Below are 17143 nucleotides of genomic sequence, written 5' to 3' on the forward strand. Positions count from 1 at the left end.
ATGCAGGAAGATGTTGAGATTAAATATGCAATATATGATATTTCTGAATTTGATTCAGATTCTTTGGAGCAATTGGGTACTAAGAGTAAATTCTGGTATGTAAATCAGGATGATGAGTATTTATTTAAAAGTGTTACGTCAAGTACAGGTGAACGGTTAGGTGAAGATTGGGCGGAAAAAATAGCTTGTGAACTTGCTGAACTATTAAGCCTACCACATGCCCACTATGAATTAGCTATTTATAAAGGGGTACGCGGTGTTATCACAAAAAACTTCATCAATAAGAATTTAGCACAACGCTCTGAGTCACTTACAACAGGAAATGAGTTACTACAGGAACATATTTTACAATTAGGCGTAGAGAACCCTAATATTCAATATATAGAGCATGTTTATAAAGTAATGAATGATAAAATTGAGAGAAAGCCTTTAGGTTTTTCAAGTTTATCGAATATTAAAACTGCGAGTGATTTTTTTGTAGGGTATCTAATGTTTGATGCACTAATTTCTAACCAAGACAGGCATAATGAAAATTGGGGAATGATTATGACTTCAAAAGGTGATACTCATTTGGCTCCAAGTTATGATCATGGTGCTGGTTTTGCTAGAAATGAGAGTGATGAAACTAGAAAACTGAGACTTGAAAGTAGAGATAAAGGACAACTAGTAACAAATTATGTAAGAAAGGCTAAATCACAATTTCAAGACCCATTAACGGGCAAGCGGCTAAAGTTACTTGAAGCTTTTAGGCAATATGCTTTAATAGAGAAGAAGGCTGCTTTAACTTGGTTAGATAAATTGCAATCAATCGATTCTGATCAAATAAGGGGTATTATTGATAAAATACCTGATCAATTAATGTCAGATATTGCAAAGAGATTCACATTGGAATTAATCATTTGTAATAAAGAGAATTTATTACAATTGAATAAAGAGTTTAGTAAAGATGTTTAGGGTGAAAATGTCATGATGAAAAGTGTTTTCGTACTTTGGCAGGATACAGCAGATACAAGAATGTGGTATCCAGTTGCTAAGTTGACTCAAAAATCTGAACTTGAATATATCTTTAATTACACTAAAGGCGCTGAACATAAAAATTTTACTTATTTCCCTAGCATGGAAAATAAGGAGAAACAATATAAGTCAGAGAAGTTATTCACTTTTTTCAAAAATAGATTGATCCCAGAGAGTAGACCCGAACATGATAGTATGTTCGAGTGGTCTGGTTTGTCTCCTGATTCTAAAGACTATCTAGAGTTATTAGCTATTTCTGGTGGTGAAAAAAAGACTGATCATTTTCGTATCGTTGATATTCCTAAAAAGCATAATAATTATTATTGTGTAAAATTTTTTATTAGTAGTATTAATTATCTAACAGTAGATGAAAAGGAGTCTTTAAAGCTAATTTGTGCAGGAGATGAATTAAATTATCAATTTGATAATTCTAATGGTGTAGATTCCGATGCTACGATTCTACTTAAAGATCAGAAAGTTAAGGTAGGTTATTTACCACATTATTTATGTCGTGATTTAAAAAAATTGTTGTCCTTTGATAATAATCAAACCGTTGAGTTTTCAGTAGTCAAAGTGAATCATGATGCACCTTCTCAATTTCGAATCTTGTGTGAAATGAAAACTTTATGGCCTGAAGGCTTTGAACCTTTTCATGATGATGGTTTTACCGTGATTTAAAAAACCCCGCACTCAGCGGGGTTTCTTTATATCTCAGTATTTAATTAAGAATTAAACACGTTCGATAATTGTCGCGATCCCTTGACCAAGACCAATACACATGGTCGCAAGACCAATTTGCGTATCTTGTTGTTCCATCACGTTCAATAAAGTTGTTGTGATACGCGCACCAGAACAGCCCAGTGGGTGACCTAAAGCAATAGCACCACCATTGTGATTGATGATGTCTTGCTTGTCATAAATATTAAGACCTTTCATGACAGAAAGACCTTGCGCAGCAAACGCTTCGTTTAACTCGATAGTTTGGATGTCATCCATACTCAAGCCAGCACGTTTAAGTGCTTTTTGCGTTGCAGGAACAGGACCATAACCCATGATCGCAGCGTCACAACCTGCAATTGCCATAGAGCGAATCACAGCACGAGGCTTAAGACCTAAAGCTTGTGCACGTTCAGCAGACATGAGCAACATTGCAGATGCACCATCAGACAAAGCTGAAGAAGTTGCAGCTGTTACTGTACCGCCTTTCGGATCAAACACAGGACGTAACGCTTCAAATGCAGCTAAGTTTGCATCTGGGCGAATCACTTCATCCACATCGCACAGGATTTTGAAGCCATTCGCATCATGACCTTCAATACCCACGATTTCATTTTTAAAACGACCTTCTTGCGTTGCAGTCCAAGCACGAACGTGAGATTCAACACCAAACTTGTCTTGCTCTTCGCGGCTAATGCCATTCATACGACCTAACATTTCAGCAGTTAAGCCCATCATGTTCGATGCTTTGGCATAGTGCTTAGATGCTTCTGGATTCAGGTCAATGCCGTGCATCATGCCTACGTGACCCATATGCTCTACACCACCGATGATGAAAATATCACCTTGGTTAGTTGCGATCTGAGCAGCAGCTGTGTGGATTGCTTGCATAGATGAACCGCATAGACGGTTAACCGTTTGACCGCCAACAGTTTTAGGAAGATCCGCTAAAAGCACGATGTTACGAGCAATGTTCATCCCTTGCTCTAAAGTTTGGTTTACACAGCCCCAAACGACATCTTCAACTTCATTGACATCAAACTGGTTACGAGCAACTAAAGCACGTACGAGTTCAGCAGACATACTATCAGCACGTACATTACGGAACATACCGTTTTTGGTTTTACCCATTGCAGAACGTACGCCATCAACGATGACAACGTCACGTGGATTTAAAGTAGCCATTCACGTTGCTCCTTAACCGTAGAATTTTTTGTTGTTAGCAGCCATGTCACGCAACATTTGTGGCGCTTCATAAGCCTTACCTAAGTGTGCATATTTGTCGCAAAGCGCAACATATTCAGCAACACCAGTTTGGTCGATGTAACGGCATGGACCACCACGGAATGGAGGGAAACCTACACCCATGATCATTGCCATATCTGCTTCAGAAGCAGTAGATACGATGTTGTCTTCTAAGCAACGAACAGTTTCGTTACAGAAAGCAAGCATCATACGGTCAATGATTTCTTGAGCATCAAACTCGTGTTTTGCAGTTGTCGCCATAGATGCAACAAGCTCGTACGCAGTTGGATCAACTACTTTGGCTTTTTTACCTTTACGATCTAACTCATATTTGTAGAAACCAACGTCATTTTTTTGACCAAGACGTTTGTTTTCATACATGATATCGATCGCACCTTTGAAGTCTGGCTTCATACGGTCAGGGAAACCTTCTGCCATCACTTCTGCGCCGTGTACACCTGTGTCGATACCAACCACATCGATGAGGTATGCAGGACCCATTGGCCAGCCGAATTTTTCCATCACTTTATCCACTTGCTGGAAGTCTGCACCGTCTTTCAAAAGAAGGTCAAACGCACCGAAGTAAGGGAACAAGACACGGTTTACAAGGAAGCCTGGGCAGTCATTCACTACGATTGGTGTTTTACCCATTTTTTGCGCTAAAACAACAGTGGTTGCGATTGCTTCTTCAGAAGTCTTCTCACCACGGATGACTTCTACAAGTGGCATCATGTGCACTGGGTTAAAGAAGTGCATACCGACGAAGTTTTCAGGACGAGCCAATGCATTTGCAAGACGCGTAATTGAAATCGTCGACGTGTTAGATGCAATGATCGTGTTATCACGTACTTTGCTTTCAGTATCTTTCAATACAGCTTCTTTGATTTTTGGATTTTCAGTGACTGCCTCAATCACGATGTCCACTTCTTTAAACTCATCATAGCTTAAAGTTGGACGGATACGTGCAAGCGTTTCACCCATTTTTGCAGGGGTCATCTTTTTACGTTCAACTTGTTTAGTCAACAATTTGTTCGCTTCAGACATACCTAATGCAAGTTGTGGGTTACCGATGTCTTTCATGATGATTGGTGTGCCTTTGCTCGCCGCTTGGTAAGCAATACCGCCACCCATGATACCAGCACCTAGAACAGCCGCTTGGTTTACAGGATGCGCACCTTTTTCATGTTTTTTCGATGCTTTTTTCACAACTTGGTCATTGATGAATAAACCAATCAATGCACCTGCTTGTGGCGTTACCGCAGCTTTAGCAAATGCTTCAGCTTCAGCTTTTAACGCTTCATCACGTTTTTGGCTGACACCTGCTTGAAGTGAATCAAGGAGAAGTTTCGGCGCAGGGTATTGAGCAGGATTTGCTTTCGCAAGAACCACACCTTTAGATGAGTTAAACGCCATCATTTGTTCAAGCATGTCAAGTTTAACAGGCTCTAATTTTTCTTGACGTTTTGCTTTCCAGTCTAAACGACCAGAGATTGCTTGTTTTACAAGGTCAATCGCAGCTTCTTGTAGTTTATCGGCAGCAACAACCGCGTCTACAGCACCATCTTTGAGTGCAGCCTCAGGACGTTTGTTCGCAGATGTTGCAATCCACTCAACCGCATTGTCGATACCGATCACACGACTTAAACGGACTGTACCACCGAAACCAGGAATGATCCCGAGTTTAACTTCAGGTAAGCCTACAGTTGCAGCTTCAGACATGACACGGTAGTCACACACGAGGCACATTTCAAAACCACCGCCTAATGCGATGCCATTGATTGCAGCAACTTTAGGAATTTCTAAATCTTCAAAAGCATTGAAAATGTCGTGTACAGGCATTGCCCAATCGACAATCGCTTGTTCGCCTTGTGCAAAGTTTTCACCAAACTCAGTGATGTCTGCACCGACGATAAATGTAGATTTGCCACTTGTTACGATTAAGCCTTTTATTTCGCTGTTATTTTTTACAGCTTCGATAGCAGCTTTAAAGTCTTCAAGCGTTGCACGGTTGAATTTGTTAACCGACTCACCTTGTAAGTCAAAGCGGAATTCTGCAATTCCGTCCGAAAGCATTTGGACGGTAATGGCATTGCCAGCGTGGATCATGCCCTGATCTCCTTTTTTTGGAGGACTTCTAAGTTGATGTTTTGAAGTGCATGTGTATTTTTTCTACACACATTTCGACTTCTCTAATCTTACGATAACTATATCCAAAAATAACCTAACAAGTTGTATCAAGCCGTGACGCAAGGGTCATGAATTTTTTTATAATGTGCTATAAGTAATGCATGCCTAGAGTAAAAGCGGATGGGGTTTTTACAATTTAAGACTTTGTTTTTAATTGATATTTATTTTATTTTTTGAGCGGAGTTTAATCATTTTTGTAACTTTGTATTGTACTTATTGCAGTGGTAAACTGGTCATTTAGGTCAATACAGGCAACAAAAAATATTACCAAGAGATAACAGTGTACTACATCATATGTAACCTAAATTATTTCTGATAAATTTTGATCCTTAAAATTATTCTGTATTGTTAGCTTTAATTGTTTAATATTAATCATATTTTCTTACTGATAAATCTCTTTTTATGAGAAAATAACTGAATTTTAATGTTTTAGTTTTGCTAGAATTTATATACCTTGAGTTTAATATTTTGAACTCCTGTCTTGGTTTATAATGAAAGACTCCCCTGAATATTTGAAAAGAGTACCTTATGATTAAATGGATCATATTGGCGATTTTTGTGATTTCAGCGCTATATATTCAAAATCGCGGAACAGTGCGTCATTCGTTTTATCGGCAATTTTTTGACCATTCTACGCTGCTCGCACCAATTAACTTTCTAATGTATATGTTTTCGAAAGTACCGAATCAACCCTATATCGACACCCAATATTTTCAAGATTTGAAAGTATTAGATGAAAATTGGGAAATGATTCGAGATGAAGCACAAGCCCTGTATGCTCAAGGTGGTATTAAGGCTTCAAGTAGCTATGATGATCTAGGTTTTAACTCATTTTTTAAAACAGGTTGGAAGCGTTTTTATCTGAAATGGTATGACTCAGCACATCCATCTGCGTCAGAACTCTGCCCTAAAACTACAGCATTATTGAAAACATTACCCACTATTAAAGCCGCTATGTTTACGGAACTGGCACCAGACAGTCGTTTAGTACGTCATCGTGATCCATATGCAGGCTCATTGCGTTACCATTTAGGTTTAATGACTCCAAACGATGATCGTTGTTTTATTGATGTAGATGGTCAAAAGTATTCATGGCGTGATGGTGAAAGTGTAGTATTTGATGAAACTTATATTCATTATGCTGAAAATAAAACCGATCAAAATCGTATCATTTTCTTTGCAGATGTTGAGCGACCATTAACTGCAGGTTGGATGGAAGCTTTTAATCATTGGTTTGGCAAAAAAGTCATGACTGCGGCAAGCTCACCTAATGAAGCAGGTGATCAAACTGGTGGCTTAAACAAAGTCTTTGGTTATGTTTATCAAGTTCGAATTAAAGCCAAAGCATTGAAAAAAACGAATCGCTCACTGTACTACTTTCTAAAATGGTTTCTGATGTTAGGACTATTCTTCCTCATTTTTATTCGACCTTATGTTTTTGACTAAATTCATTTTTATGATTGAAACGCCTGTCAAGGCGTTTTTTTATGAATGGCGGATTCAACATAAATGAATAACAATTATCAACTTGAGTGAGCATGTAAAACTGCTAAATTTTTAAGACAAAGCAATAAGATGGAATCTCTAGATGTTTAAAAATTTAGCCTCTGAAGTCATGGGAACAAGTGATATTGGAGTCATTGTTGAACCACATGAGTTTAATAAAACCGATATTGATGATTATATTTTTCATGAAGACAATGAAAAAATTTTCTTTGTGATCAAAAGTAAAACGGATGAATATTGTTTTACCAATGTTGCGTTTATGCATTTAGATGGTAAAAGTGCTATGAGCAAAAAACGCATGCTATATCGTTATTTATATAAACATCATCCGATCAAAAATGTATTGCTTGAAACGGCGGGCACAGTTGATTTGGATGCAGAAATCAAATTTCAATTGGGTGAGCAAACTTTCTCGATTGATATTGATAAAAAACAAATCGAAAAAATTCGTGATTTGTATAAGGCTTTATTTACAATTGGTGAAACCTGTCGAGAGATCAATCGTAAGCGTAATATCTTGCTGCAAAGCAACGAAAATGTGCAGAAAATGTTTAATCTACGTGAGCTGAGTGAACAGGTGATTTTAAATTTACCAGAAATTATCAATCAGACCTCACACCAAGTTGAAGAGTATGCGAATCAACGTATTAAAGAAATTGAAAATTACGATTTCTCTGAAATTTTTGAGCGTTATTTAAAGAATTAAGTCTTCAAGAGCATGTGATTAAGATGCCCGAAAGGGCATTTTTTTCTATTTTAAACAATGTAGGTGAATTGAAATAAATCCATGAAAATATTAAGGGATTTGGCTAGAATAGCAGTACTAAATATTTGATGATGCGAATAGAGCAAAACAACATGCAGACATTTCGAAGTAAAATTGATTGGTGGGTTTTAGGTTTTATTATTGCCATGACGGGACTGTTATTACAGCTTTTGGTGACCATGTATGCAAAGGGGACGATGCAAGAATATACCGAACATACCGCAGTATATATCATAACCATTGCAGTGCTATGGTGGCCTATATTGAATACACGTTATGTCGTGGGCGAAAATACTTTAACCATTCATTGTCTGTTGTTCAAATGGAGGGTTCCTATCGTAAATATTGAAAAAATAAGTAAAACGAATCATTCTATTTCTTCTCCTGCATTGTCTTTAAATCGTTTAAAAATTGAATATTTAAACGAGGGTAAATCCAAATATATTTTAGTTTCTCCTCGAAACCCGCAAAAGTTTTATCAAGCATTGCAGCAGAAAAACTCAAAGATAGAAGTGGCTGTGTAGAATGTTTTTAAATAAATATTTCTCTGCAAACGATCAATCTACGCTTTTTGTTGTTTATCTTTAATGTGAGCTGTTTAAGATACTTTTTAAAAAATCGCCTTTTGAATCAATCAATTCTTTGAGTAAATAATATTGATTGGTGCTTGCAAAAAATGGTAATGTTTTTTTAAAGTGGAGTGGGTAGAGATGTAAAAAGGAAAATCATTAGGAATAGACTGAAGAAATTCAACTTTCATCAACAATGGAGCGTTTTTTAGCATAGGATTGTTTATAAAATATCCAAAAAGCGATTTTAAATTATCAGCGACTTAGTCTTTTAACAGTAATTTTTCTGTATCAGCATCTATATTGAGGATCATTTTTTCAGGATGCTTTAAAAAATAAATCGCTAAAATCGGTTCAAGCTCAGTTCGCATTTTGCGAGCTAAATGACGTGCGCCAAAACGAATATCATGCTTTTGATAAAAATAAGCTTTTGCTGATTCTGTGAGCATCACACTGCGTTTTTGATGTTGCAAACGTTGATTCAGTTTTGCGAGTTCAATCTCAACGAGCTGAGGTAAGGTATCTGCTTGAATGGCTTGGTAATGTAAAGTGCGATCAATCCGATTTAAAAACTCAGGATCAAATTTACGATACATCATCTTTTCAATCACTGTTTGGGTCGATACTCGTTTTAAACAAATATCCTGTAATTTCTTCGGTAAAAATTGTAATTTTTCTAAATAGTGCTGTGCTGCGTGTGCCCCAACATTGCTGGTCATAAAGATCATGCAATTACGAAAATCAATGCTTTTGGTACCTGCGGTTAAAGTCAATTTTCCGGTATCTAAAATATTCATTACACCACGAATCACTTCGGTAGATGCTTTTTCAAGTTCATCGAACAGCATAATTCCAGGGCGAGTATGTGATCCCGCAATGGCAGTTTCATCAAATAAACTATGACCTTCTTTGGAGCCGACATAACCCGGAGGTGCGCCTGTGATTGCTGCTGCATAATGCTCTTGTGCTAAAGTGTTCATGTCGATTCGGCAAAAAGCATCAGGGCGACCATAGATTGCTTCGGCAATTAAGCGCACCGTTTCGGTTTTTCCTACGCCTGTAGGTCCAAGTAGCAGCGTCACTGAAAGTGGTTTGTCTGGTGCAGAAAAGTCTGCTTTGACCACGTGTAACATTTTTTCTATTTCATTCAGTGCTGCATCTTGTCCAATAATTTTTTGACGTAAATGTTGCATGACAGTTTGAGGTTCAAAATGAAAACGCGGTTGTCCCATCAAATGATTTTTTTCAGACTGAGTTTGGTTTGACAGGGTTGATTTGACGAAATGGATAGCAGCATTTTCAATAGTCATTCAGCGTTGAACCTAGGAGCAATCGACATGCTCAGCATAGCAAAATTATTTTTTGATACTAATAGCTTTTAACAATCAGATGATCGTTACAAGGAACACTTTAATTTGTTAGATTTTTTACCTATAGCGTAGAATAGTCATTAATAATGTTTAAAAAAATAAGTGATGTGGAACAAATAATGAGAAAAATAGTATTGATCGCAACCAGCTCGTTCATATTAACCGCATGTGGAGGTGGTTCTGATGCCTCAGATGACCAAGCGAATCAACAGAATGCACCAAATATGTTGTATGCTTTTGTTGATAATGGTTCAGGAATAGGCATAGGTTTTAAAAAGTACCATTTAGATGGAGATAAAAAGCTCTTAGTTCAAAATGAATCAACAGAAGGAATTGCTAAAAACTATGCGACAGCGGATGGACTTTCTACAACTTCACCCCCTCAAATAGATGAAAAAACGTATATTTTGGGTGAAAATGCCTCGTTTGATGGTGAAAAATTACAATATTCGGTGAGTAATTTTGATCCTAAAAAGCCGTTGATTTTGACAAAAATGTATAAACAAATTGATGTCTCGGGTCGAGCGATTCGTGACGATGCCAATAATCCTGTACGGATTATGTACAGTAGTACAGGTGGTTTAATTTTAGCAGGGCTCTTAGGCATTAAAGACTTAACGGATGCTGATATCTTTTCAAAAGGTTCAATGTGTTGGCAATTGCTATCTTCGAGGAGTAATCAAGACTATATTCAATTTAATATGAGCTCTGATTATTCTGAACTATTTACGCAAGCGGAGGTTGAGCATACAGGGACTTGGAATAAAGTTGCATGGATTCGTTATAAAGATTTAACCGACTTTCCAAATACGAAGTTGACCATAGAGGGTAAAGATTACTGGGGACTTTATTATGCAAGTCATGAAAATAAAGTACCTAATACAAGTGAGTTAAAGTGTGATTTGATGAATGAGACTGCTTACAAAGTGGTAAACAAACCTTTTGAAAAATTAAATACACCAGTTTCATAGCTTTTGAAGATTAAAATTCACTTTCTTAGACTTGAAAAAAGGATGATCAGACGACATCATCCTGATATATTCCAAAGTTTAAAAAGCAGACAGTGAACGAAAACGCACGAGAAAATATCGAAAAGATTTTAGCCAATATGACTACTTTGCCAGGCGTTTATAAAATGCTGGGCAAAGAGGGCGAGTTGTTATATGTTGGCAAAGCCAAAAATCTCAAAAATCGTGTGTCCAGTTATTTTGTCAAAACGATAGAGCATCCCAAAACACAGGCGTTGGTTGCTCGAATTTATGATATTGAAACTTTGGTGGTGCGTTCTGAAACTGAAGCATTATTACTTGAACAAAATCTAATTAAACTGCATCGCCCACCTTACAATATTATGCTTCGAGACGATAAGTCTTACGTTTATATTTTCGTTTCTGCGGATCAGCCTTATCCACGCATCGCATCAGGACGTGGCAAAGGTAAACATCAAACCGGTAAATTTTTTGGACCTTATCCGAGTGCTTATAATGCTCGAGATACCTTATTGGTTTTACAAAAATTATTTAACGTACGCCAGTGTGAAAATAGCTATTTTTCGCAGCGTAAGCGCCCATGTTTACAGTACCAAATCAAACGTTGTACTGCACCTTGTGTTGGATTCATCAGCCCTGAAGAGTATCAAGAAGATGTCAAAAATTCGATTCGTTTTTTAAATGGTGACACCAAAGAGCTGAACCAAGAATTAATTCAAAAGATGGAACAAGCTGCTGAAAAATTAGAGTTTGAAAAAGCAGTATTTTATCGTGACCGTATGGCGTTATTGCGTGATGTACAAGCACAGCAAGCGATTTATAAAGTCAAAGGCGAAGCAGATATTTTGGCGATTGCCTATCAAGCTGGAGTAACCTGCGTCCAGATCATGCATGTACGTAACGGAAAAATGTTGGGTGGGAAAAGTTATTTTCCAGACATGCTAGGCGATGATCTTGGGCAAATGTTATCTGATTTTATGGCAAATTTTTATTTCCAAGTCGCCGATGAAGTACCAAATGAGTTGATTATTAATGTCGACTTGCCCAATAGAAAAGAAATAGAGGCGGCATTTCAGCAACAATTTGAGAAGAAAATTCAAATCAAACCCAATGTTCGAGAAACACGTGCAGAATGGTTAGAACTTGCTGAAATGAATGTTCAGCATGCCATTAAAGGTAAATTAGCCAATCATTTAGAGTTGAATGAACGTTTTCATCAACTTGAAAAAGTCTGCGCCCGTCCAATTGATAGCATTGAGTGTTTTGACATTTCCCATACCATGGGTGAGGCGACGATTGCGTCTTGTGTGGTCTTTGATGCAGGGGGGGCAAGGAAGCGGGATTATCGTCAGTTTGCAATCAATGACATTACCGCAGGCGATGATTATGCCGCAATGCGCCAAGCCTTAACCCGACGTTATAAGAAAGCCATGTTGCCTGACTTGCTTTTAATTGATGGTGGGAAAGGACAGTTACACATGGCAATGGAAGTCATGCAAGATCTTGGTTTAGACGCTTTTATGCTTGGAGTTTCCAAAGGCGAGGGACGTAAACCCGGTCTAGAAACATTGCATTTTACCGACGGCACAAAAATTCAATTGCCTGAGGACAATAAAGCCTTGCATTTGATTCAACAAATCCGTGATGAAGCGCATCGTTTTGCGATTACACGTCATCGGGCGAAACGCGACAAACGTCGTGGTGGCTCAGTATTGGAAGCGATTCCTGGATTGGGGCCAAAGCGTCGTCGAGATTTGTTGACCCATTTTGGTGGGATTCAGGGCGTGTTAAAAGCCTCCGAAAATGATCTAAAGCTTGTTCCAGGCTTAGGCGAAGTTATGGCGAGAACGATTTATAAAGTTTTGCATGAGTAAAGTTGTCATACTTATCGATCATTAGATGCATTTAAGAAGCGAATAGCAGTGAATGATTGTGTCATATCGATTCATCCTTTGCTTGTAAGGATGAATGTGTTGTACATACTGAGTATGTGTGTACTTAGGCTTAATATTTAATTTTGAATTTAGAACCATTGTAAAAATGATTTGCCATAAAGTGCATTGACTCCACAGTCATTGATCATTCACAACTAAAGTTTAAATAGGCAAGATGTCTAGCAATAAAAATGTAATGAGAATGATCATGCCATTAAAGGATTTATTTACTCAGATCGAACAGCAAGAATGGATTGAATTACCAGCAGGATGGTTACAAGGGCGCACCATTTTTGGTGGTTTGGTTGCGGGCATGTTGATTCATAAAGCCACAGTCACGATCAACGATCCATTGAAAAAGCTATTAAGCTGTAGCATCACTTTTGTTGGACCTGTGGAACAAGCACCTGTAAGGTTAAGTGCTGAAATTTTACGTCAAGGTAAATCTGTCACCAGCATTGAAGTTCGGCTTTGGCAAAATGATGCAGTACAAAGTATTTTAATTGCCAGTTTTGGCAGTCAACGAGAGTCACAGATTCAGGTGGCTTTACAACCACAAATACCTGATTTTCCAACATTAGATCAGATCCATATTGTTCCGAAGTACTTACCATTTCCTGAATGTGTACAAAATTTCCAACTGGCTTGGACACATGGCAGTTATCCGATTACAGCCAGTAAACAACCTGATTTTGCGGGTTGGTGTCGTTTTGACCCTGAACGACATACACAACGCAGCATGACCCTTGCTGATATTGTGAACCTAATGGATGTTTGGCCACCAGGCGTATTGCCTATGTTTAAACAGCCTGCCCCTGCCAGTAGTTTAACTTGGCAGGTGACGTTCATTCATCCGTTGCAACACCAACTGCATGATTGGTTTAAATATCAAGTGATCACAGATCATGCTGAGCATGGTTATGCAACTGAACATAGTTACTTATGGGATCAAGAAAATCGCCTGATTGCGATAGCAAGACAAACTGTTACAGTATTTGTCTAGTCGACAGTTTCATGTGAATCGTTTAAAGTATTAGCACAAATAGAGCTTCACTCTACATGATCGTTTGCCTTATTCATAGGCAAATAGGGGACTTACTGGCGGTGTCTATGACTACAGGTCGTATCCTGAATATTCCAAATATCTTGACGCTGGCACGTATTGCGTTAATACCTGTATTTTTAATCATTGCATATTGGCCACCTGCGATTGGGGTCGGTGGGCATGAAGGTAGCATGACACGTCATGTTATTCTTACTGCAATTTTTGTGATTGCTGCGGTGACAGATTGGTTTGATGGTTATTTGGCTAGAACTTTAAATCAAACTTCTGCATTTGGACGCTTTTTAGACCCAGTGGCAGATAAGTTGATGGTAGCTGCAGCTTTAATCGTTTTAGTGCAATGGAAACCGAGTATTGCGATGGCATTTGCGGCGATTGTAATTATTTCCCGTGAAATAACCGTGTCTGCACTGCGTGAGTGGATGGCAGAATTAGGTGCACGTACCAACGTTGCTGTTTCAACGGTGGGTAAATACAAAACCGCTTTTCAGATGATTGCGATCACAGTATTTTTATTGAATTGGCAGCCGCTTGAATTGGTTGCTTATGCGTTATTGTATACCGCAGTCATCCTTACGTTGTGGTCGATGTTTATTTACTTAAAAGCAGCTTGGCCGTATTTAAAACAGCCTTAATCATCTTATAGATTGCAGATTTAAAAAGCCTTTATTTCTAGAAATAAGGGCTTTTTAACAGAGCTATTTTTTAGTCCAGTGCATAAATCCTTTCAGCCAATACGCCATTTTTTCCAAAAGTTTGCATATCCCCATCTAAATCCATCCACATTTTAGTGATTGGAATTTGATCTAAATGTGTGGCAACCCATGTAAAAATACCTGTTAAATCATATATTCTACTGTCATCTTTCAGTGAAAAATCACAATGAGCAGCAAATCCACTGCGAACTAAGATGATTTTATTTGGATCCTCACTTGATCTTCCACCTGTAAGCCATTCAGGTTCACTGCTGATTTTGAACTCTAGGAGTTGTGTACTTGCAGATTGCTGAACAAACATATCCTCAACAGAATCAAGAATGTCTTGATATGGATTTTCTGAAAACCATTCAAGCATATTTTTAGAATCATCCAATCGTGTAAAGTCACTCAACATCATTTTTGATCTCGAATATTGTGCTATTTATATGAAAATAATCTCTAACTATGCGTTTCTTCCTCTGCATCATCTTCAAAAGTCTTGGCGATTTTTTCAATATTTAAACTCTTTGCCATCGCATCAAAAATCTCTTTATACACACCATCTTGATGATACAAATCATCATGCTCGCCATGTTCTGCAATACGTCCCTCTTTCATGACATAGGTATAATCCGCATCAATAATTTGCGATAAACTGTGTGAAATAATAATCACTGTCCGCCCTTGTTTGATCTCATCCAAACTCTGCTTAATTTGTTCAGCGGCAATGGCATCCAAACTTGCAGTTGGCTCATCAAGAAAAATAATCGGTGGATTTTTCAAGAACATCCGTGCTAAGGCGATGCGTTGTTGTTGCCCACCTGACAGCATCAAGGCATCGGCATCGTAAGCATGCGGCAGCTTTAAAATCTGCTCATGAATAGATGCTTTTTTCGCTGCATTCATCACATCTTCAAGTGTTGCATCGGTTTTGCCATAACGGATATTGTCAAAAATAGAGCCTTGGAAAATATGATTTTTTTGTAATACCAAACCGATATGATCACGTAAGTATTGTGTATCAATATCCTCTAAATCAATCCCATCCAACCGAATACAGCCCGATTCAGGCACATAAAATTTATCCAATAAACTGATCAAAGTTGACTTACCTGCACCCGATAAACCAACCAAAGCGGTAATTTTATTGGGTTGAATGGTCATGTTAATATCGTATAGTGCTTGATGTCCGTTTGGATAGCTGAAGTTGACATTTTCCAAAGAAAATTTGCCTTGAATTTGCGGTTTTAGTGAACCGCTTGATTCAATTTCATGATCAGCTTCAAGGATTTTGAAGAAGCTTTCTGAATAAATCATTGCATCATTCACTTCATCATAAATCCGATGCAATGAACGAATTGGCGCGGACACATTATTAAACAACAACACATGGTACATGATCATGCCGATACTCATTTGCCCATCCAAGACAAAATAAGCGGTCAGGATAATGATCAATACAATACCAATTTGCTCAATAAACGTTTTTAAACCGTCAAATATAAAACTGGTTTGACGGGTATGCATTTGGTTTTCAGTGAGTTCTTTTTGTAGTTTGAGCTGCTTTTCCGCCTCAATCGCTTCACGATTAAAGGACTTGATCACGGTAATCGAGTTGATAATGCCTAAAATGCCCTGACTTTTCTTTTCTCGTCCATCACGTAAATTTCTGCGCCAGCCACCCAGTTTTTGCGCTTGTTTATAGGTCAGCCAAAAGTAAATCGGTACAATTGCGGTTGCCACCAAACCCACCCAAAAGTTGGCGTAGTACATCAGTCCCAAAGCGACAATTGCACTGGTAAATAGCGGTAAAATATCAATAAAAAATATTTGTACCAAACGAGTCAGTGAGCCAATCCCTCGATCAATACGGGTCTGTAATTTACCTGCTTGGTTATTATCATCGTTAAAAAAAGCCAAACGATAAGTCAGAAACTTTTCAATAATACCTTGTGCCAAATCTTGTGATACTAAAATTCGCAGCTTTTCCCCATAAAATTTTTGCCCAAACTGTACAATTGCACTAATAATTTCTTTACCTAATAAAATGACTGTGATAGTGATCAGAATATGCCAGCCTGCATTAAGTCCTTGTCCTGCCTCAACTAATTTATTGATGCTATCAATTGCGTATTGCAAAGTGAGGGCATTCACCTGAGCAGTGAGTGAGCCAATCAGCGTCAAAAGCAATGTCGCAATGACTAACCAACGATAGGGACTGACAAAAGGACGTAATTTTTGAAATAACTGCCAAAGATTCATAGACACTTGTTTTTATTGGGAAGCTGATTTTAGTCTAATTCTGAAATCATTTTGTCACAAGCTTCTACAATGTTTTGAATTGTGAATAAGGAAATTGCATTAAAATATAATAATAAAATAGGGTTAATAGCGATGAATCTAGATCTATTTCAGCCTGAAGAAAATGAAAATGTTTTACCTTATGACGGCATCGTAAAAGATTATGGCTTAATCCTGAATGATGAACAGAGCCAAAAATATTTAAATTACTTTTTACAGCATTTGGCGTGGCAACAGGATGAAGTGTTTATTTTGGGGCAATATCACCAAACGGAACGTAAAGTTGCATGGTATGGCGATGAGCATTATCAATATCGTTACTCAGGCATGGTGAAACAAGCTCAAATTTGGCAGCCTGCATTATTTCGGCTCAAACAACATATTGAGAAGCTGGTTGGGCATCCATTTAATACTTGTTTAGCCAATTTATATGATGATGGCACACAAGGCATGGGATGGCACAGTGATGATGAGCCTGTTTTTATGGCTGAGCGTGGTTTAGAAACAGTGATTGCCTCTTTAAGTTTTGGTGCAACCCGAAAGTTTAGTTTTAAGCATAAAACCACCGCTGCAAAGGTCGATTTACAGTTACAGCGTGGACAATTGATTGTCATGCGAGGGCAGACACAGCAGTATTGGAAACATTGTTTAGCAAAAACCACCAAGGTTTTACAACCGAGGATTAATTTAACTTTTCGATATTTTTATGCAAATTAATTTAAAGTGAAATGTTCAAATGATCTAAAAACCTCTCTTATAAAAAGAGAGGTATTTCACTTAAGTT

At 37.9% G+C, this 17143-nt stretch carries 15 protein-coding genes; 10 read left to right on the forward strand and 5 right to left on the reverse strand.

Translation table 11 applies throughout. The features are described from left to right. Both DJ533_RS03915 and DJ533_RS03920 read left to right on the forward strand, forming a co-directional pair. Entirely contained in the window at positions 1-954 is a 954-nt protein-coding gene (locus DJ533_RS03915; RefSeq protein WP_065993333.1) for a HipA domain-containing protein, read from the forward strand. Positions 955-966: 12 nt separating this feature from the next. Next, positions 967-1692 carry an HIRAN domain-containing protein gene (locus tag DJ533_RS03920; protein ID WP_065993334.1) on the forward strand — a complete coding sequence of 242 codons (726 nt, stop codon included), beginning with the start codon at positions 967-969 and terminating at the stop codon, positions 1690-1692. A gap of 51 nt (positions 1693-1743) precedes the next feature. On the opposite strand, the gene fadA is transcribed toward DJ533_RS03920, so the two are convergent. Next, entirely contained in the window at positions 1744-2916 is a 1173-nt protein-coding gene (gene fadA, locus DJ533_RS03925) for an acetyl-CoA C-acyltransferase FadA (protein ID WP_065993335.1), read from the reverse strand. 12 nt (positions 2917-2928) lie between these two features. After that, on the reverse strand, positions 2929-5082 hold the full coding sequence (fadB, locus tag DJ533_RS03930; RefSeq protein WP_065993336.1) for a fatty acid oxidation complex subunit alpha FadB: 2154 nt from the start codon (positions 5080-5082) through the stop codon (positions 2929-2931). Positions 5083-5691: 609 nt separating this feature from the next. On the opposite strand from fadB, the gene lpxO reads away from it, so the two are divergent. The 3 genes from lpxO (at position 5692) to DJ533_RS03945 (ending at position 7959) form a co-directional block, all read left to right on the forward strand. Beyond that, complete coding sequence (gene lpxO, locus DJ533_RS03935) at positions 5692-6609, forward strand: lipid A hydroxylase LpxO (protein WP_065993337.1); 918 nt, start codon at positions 5692-5694, stop codon at positions 6607-6609. A 142-nt stretch (positions 6610-6751) separates the two neighbouring features. Further along, entirely contained in the window at positions 6752-7375 is a 624-nt protein-coding gene (locus DJ533_RS03940; RefSeq protein ID WP_065993338.1) for a PH domain-containing protein, read from the forward strand. A 152-nt stretch (positions 7376-7527) separates the two neighbouring features. Then, positions 7528-7959, forward strand: coding sequence for a PH domain-containing protein (locus tag DJ533_RS03945; protein ID WP_065993339.1), 432 nt, complete (start codon positions 7528-7530; stop codon positions 7957-7959). A 308-nt stretch (positions 7960-8267) separates the two neighbouring features. Here DJ533_RS03945 and DJ533_RS03950 read toward each other — a convergent pair whose 3' ends face one another. Then, positions 8268-9314, reverse strand: a complete 1047-nt coding sequence (locus DJ533_RS03950; protein ID WP_065993340.1) for an AAA family ATPase — start codon at positions 9312-9314, stop codon at positions 8268-8270. Positions 9315-9493: 179 nt separating this feature from the next. On the opposite strand from DJ533_RS03950, the gene DJ533_RS03955 reads away from it, so the two are divergent. The 4 genes from DJ533_RS03955 to pgsA all read left to right on the forward strand — a co-directional run bounded on the left by DJ533_RS03955 (position 9494) and on the right by pgsA (position 13995). Next, entirely contained in the window at positions 9494-10345 is an 852-nt protein-coding gene (locus DJ533_RS03955; RefSeq protein ID WP_065993341.1) for a hypothetical protein, read from the forward strand. A gap of 92 nt (positions 10346-10437) precedes the next feature. Then, positions 10438-12237 (forward strand): excinuclease ABC subunit UvrC, encoded by a 1800-nt coding sequence (gene uvrC, locus DJ533_RS03960; RefSeq protein WP_081406078.1) that lies wholly within the window; start codon positions 10438-10440, stop codon positions 12235-12237. 268 nt (positions 12238-12505) lie between these two features. Next, positions 12506-13300 carry a thioesterase family protein gene (locus DJ533_RS03965; RefSeq protein WP_065993343.1) on the forward strand — a complete coding sequence of 265 codons (795 nt, stop codon included), beginning with the start codon at positions 12506-12508 and terminating at the stop codon, positions 13298-13300. 107 nt (positions 13301-13407) lie between these two features. Continuing rightward, on the forward strand, positions 13408-13995 hold the full coding sequence (gene pgsA, locus DJ533_RS03970) for a CDP-diacylglycerol--glycerol-3-phosphate 3-phosphatidyltransferase (RefSeq protein WP_065993344.1): 588 nt from the start codon (positions 13408-13410) through the stop codon (positions 13993-13995). A 70-nt stretch (positions 13996-14065) separates the two neighbouring features. Here pgsA and DJ533_RS03975 read toward each other — a convergent pair whose 3' ends face one another. Together DJ533_RS03975 and DJ533_RS03980 are read right to left on the reverse strand one after the other, a co-directional pair. Beyond that, positions 14066-14476 carry a hypothetical protein gene (locus DJ533_RS03975; RefSeq protein ID WP_228716509.1) on the reverse strand — a complete coding sequence of 137 codons (411 nt, stop codon included), beginning with the start codon at positions 14474-14476 and terminating at the stop codon, positions 14066-14068. Positions 14477-14517: 41 nt separating this feature from the next. Continuing rightward, a complete protein-coding gene (locus tag DJ533_RS03980; RefSeq protein ID WP_065993346.1) occupies positions 14518-16320 on the reverse strand; it encodes an ABC transporter ATP-binding protein in 1803 nt (600 codons plus the stop codon). A gap of 132 nt (positions 16321-16452) precedes the next feature. Between DJ533_RS03980 and DJ533_RS03985 the strand changes: the two genes are divergently transcribed. After that, positions 16453-17076 carry an alpha-ketoglutarate-dependent dioxygenase AlkB family protein gene (locus DJ533_RS03985; RefSeq protein WP_065993347.1) on the forward strand — a complete coding sequence of 208 codons (624 nt, stop codon included), beginning with the start codon at positions 16453-16455 and terminating at the stop codon, positions 17074-17076. Positions 17077-17143 lie beyond the last annotated feature (67 nt).

This window comes from Acinetobacter defluvii, assembly GCF_001704615.3.
GTDB classification, from domain to species: domain Bacteria; phylum Pseudomonadota; class Gammaproteobacteria; order Pseudomonadales; family Moraxellaceae; genus Acinetobacter; species Acinetobacter defluvii.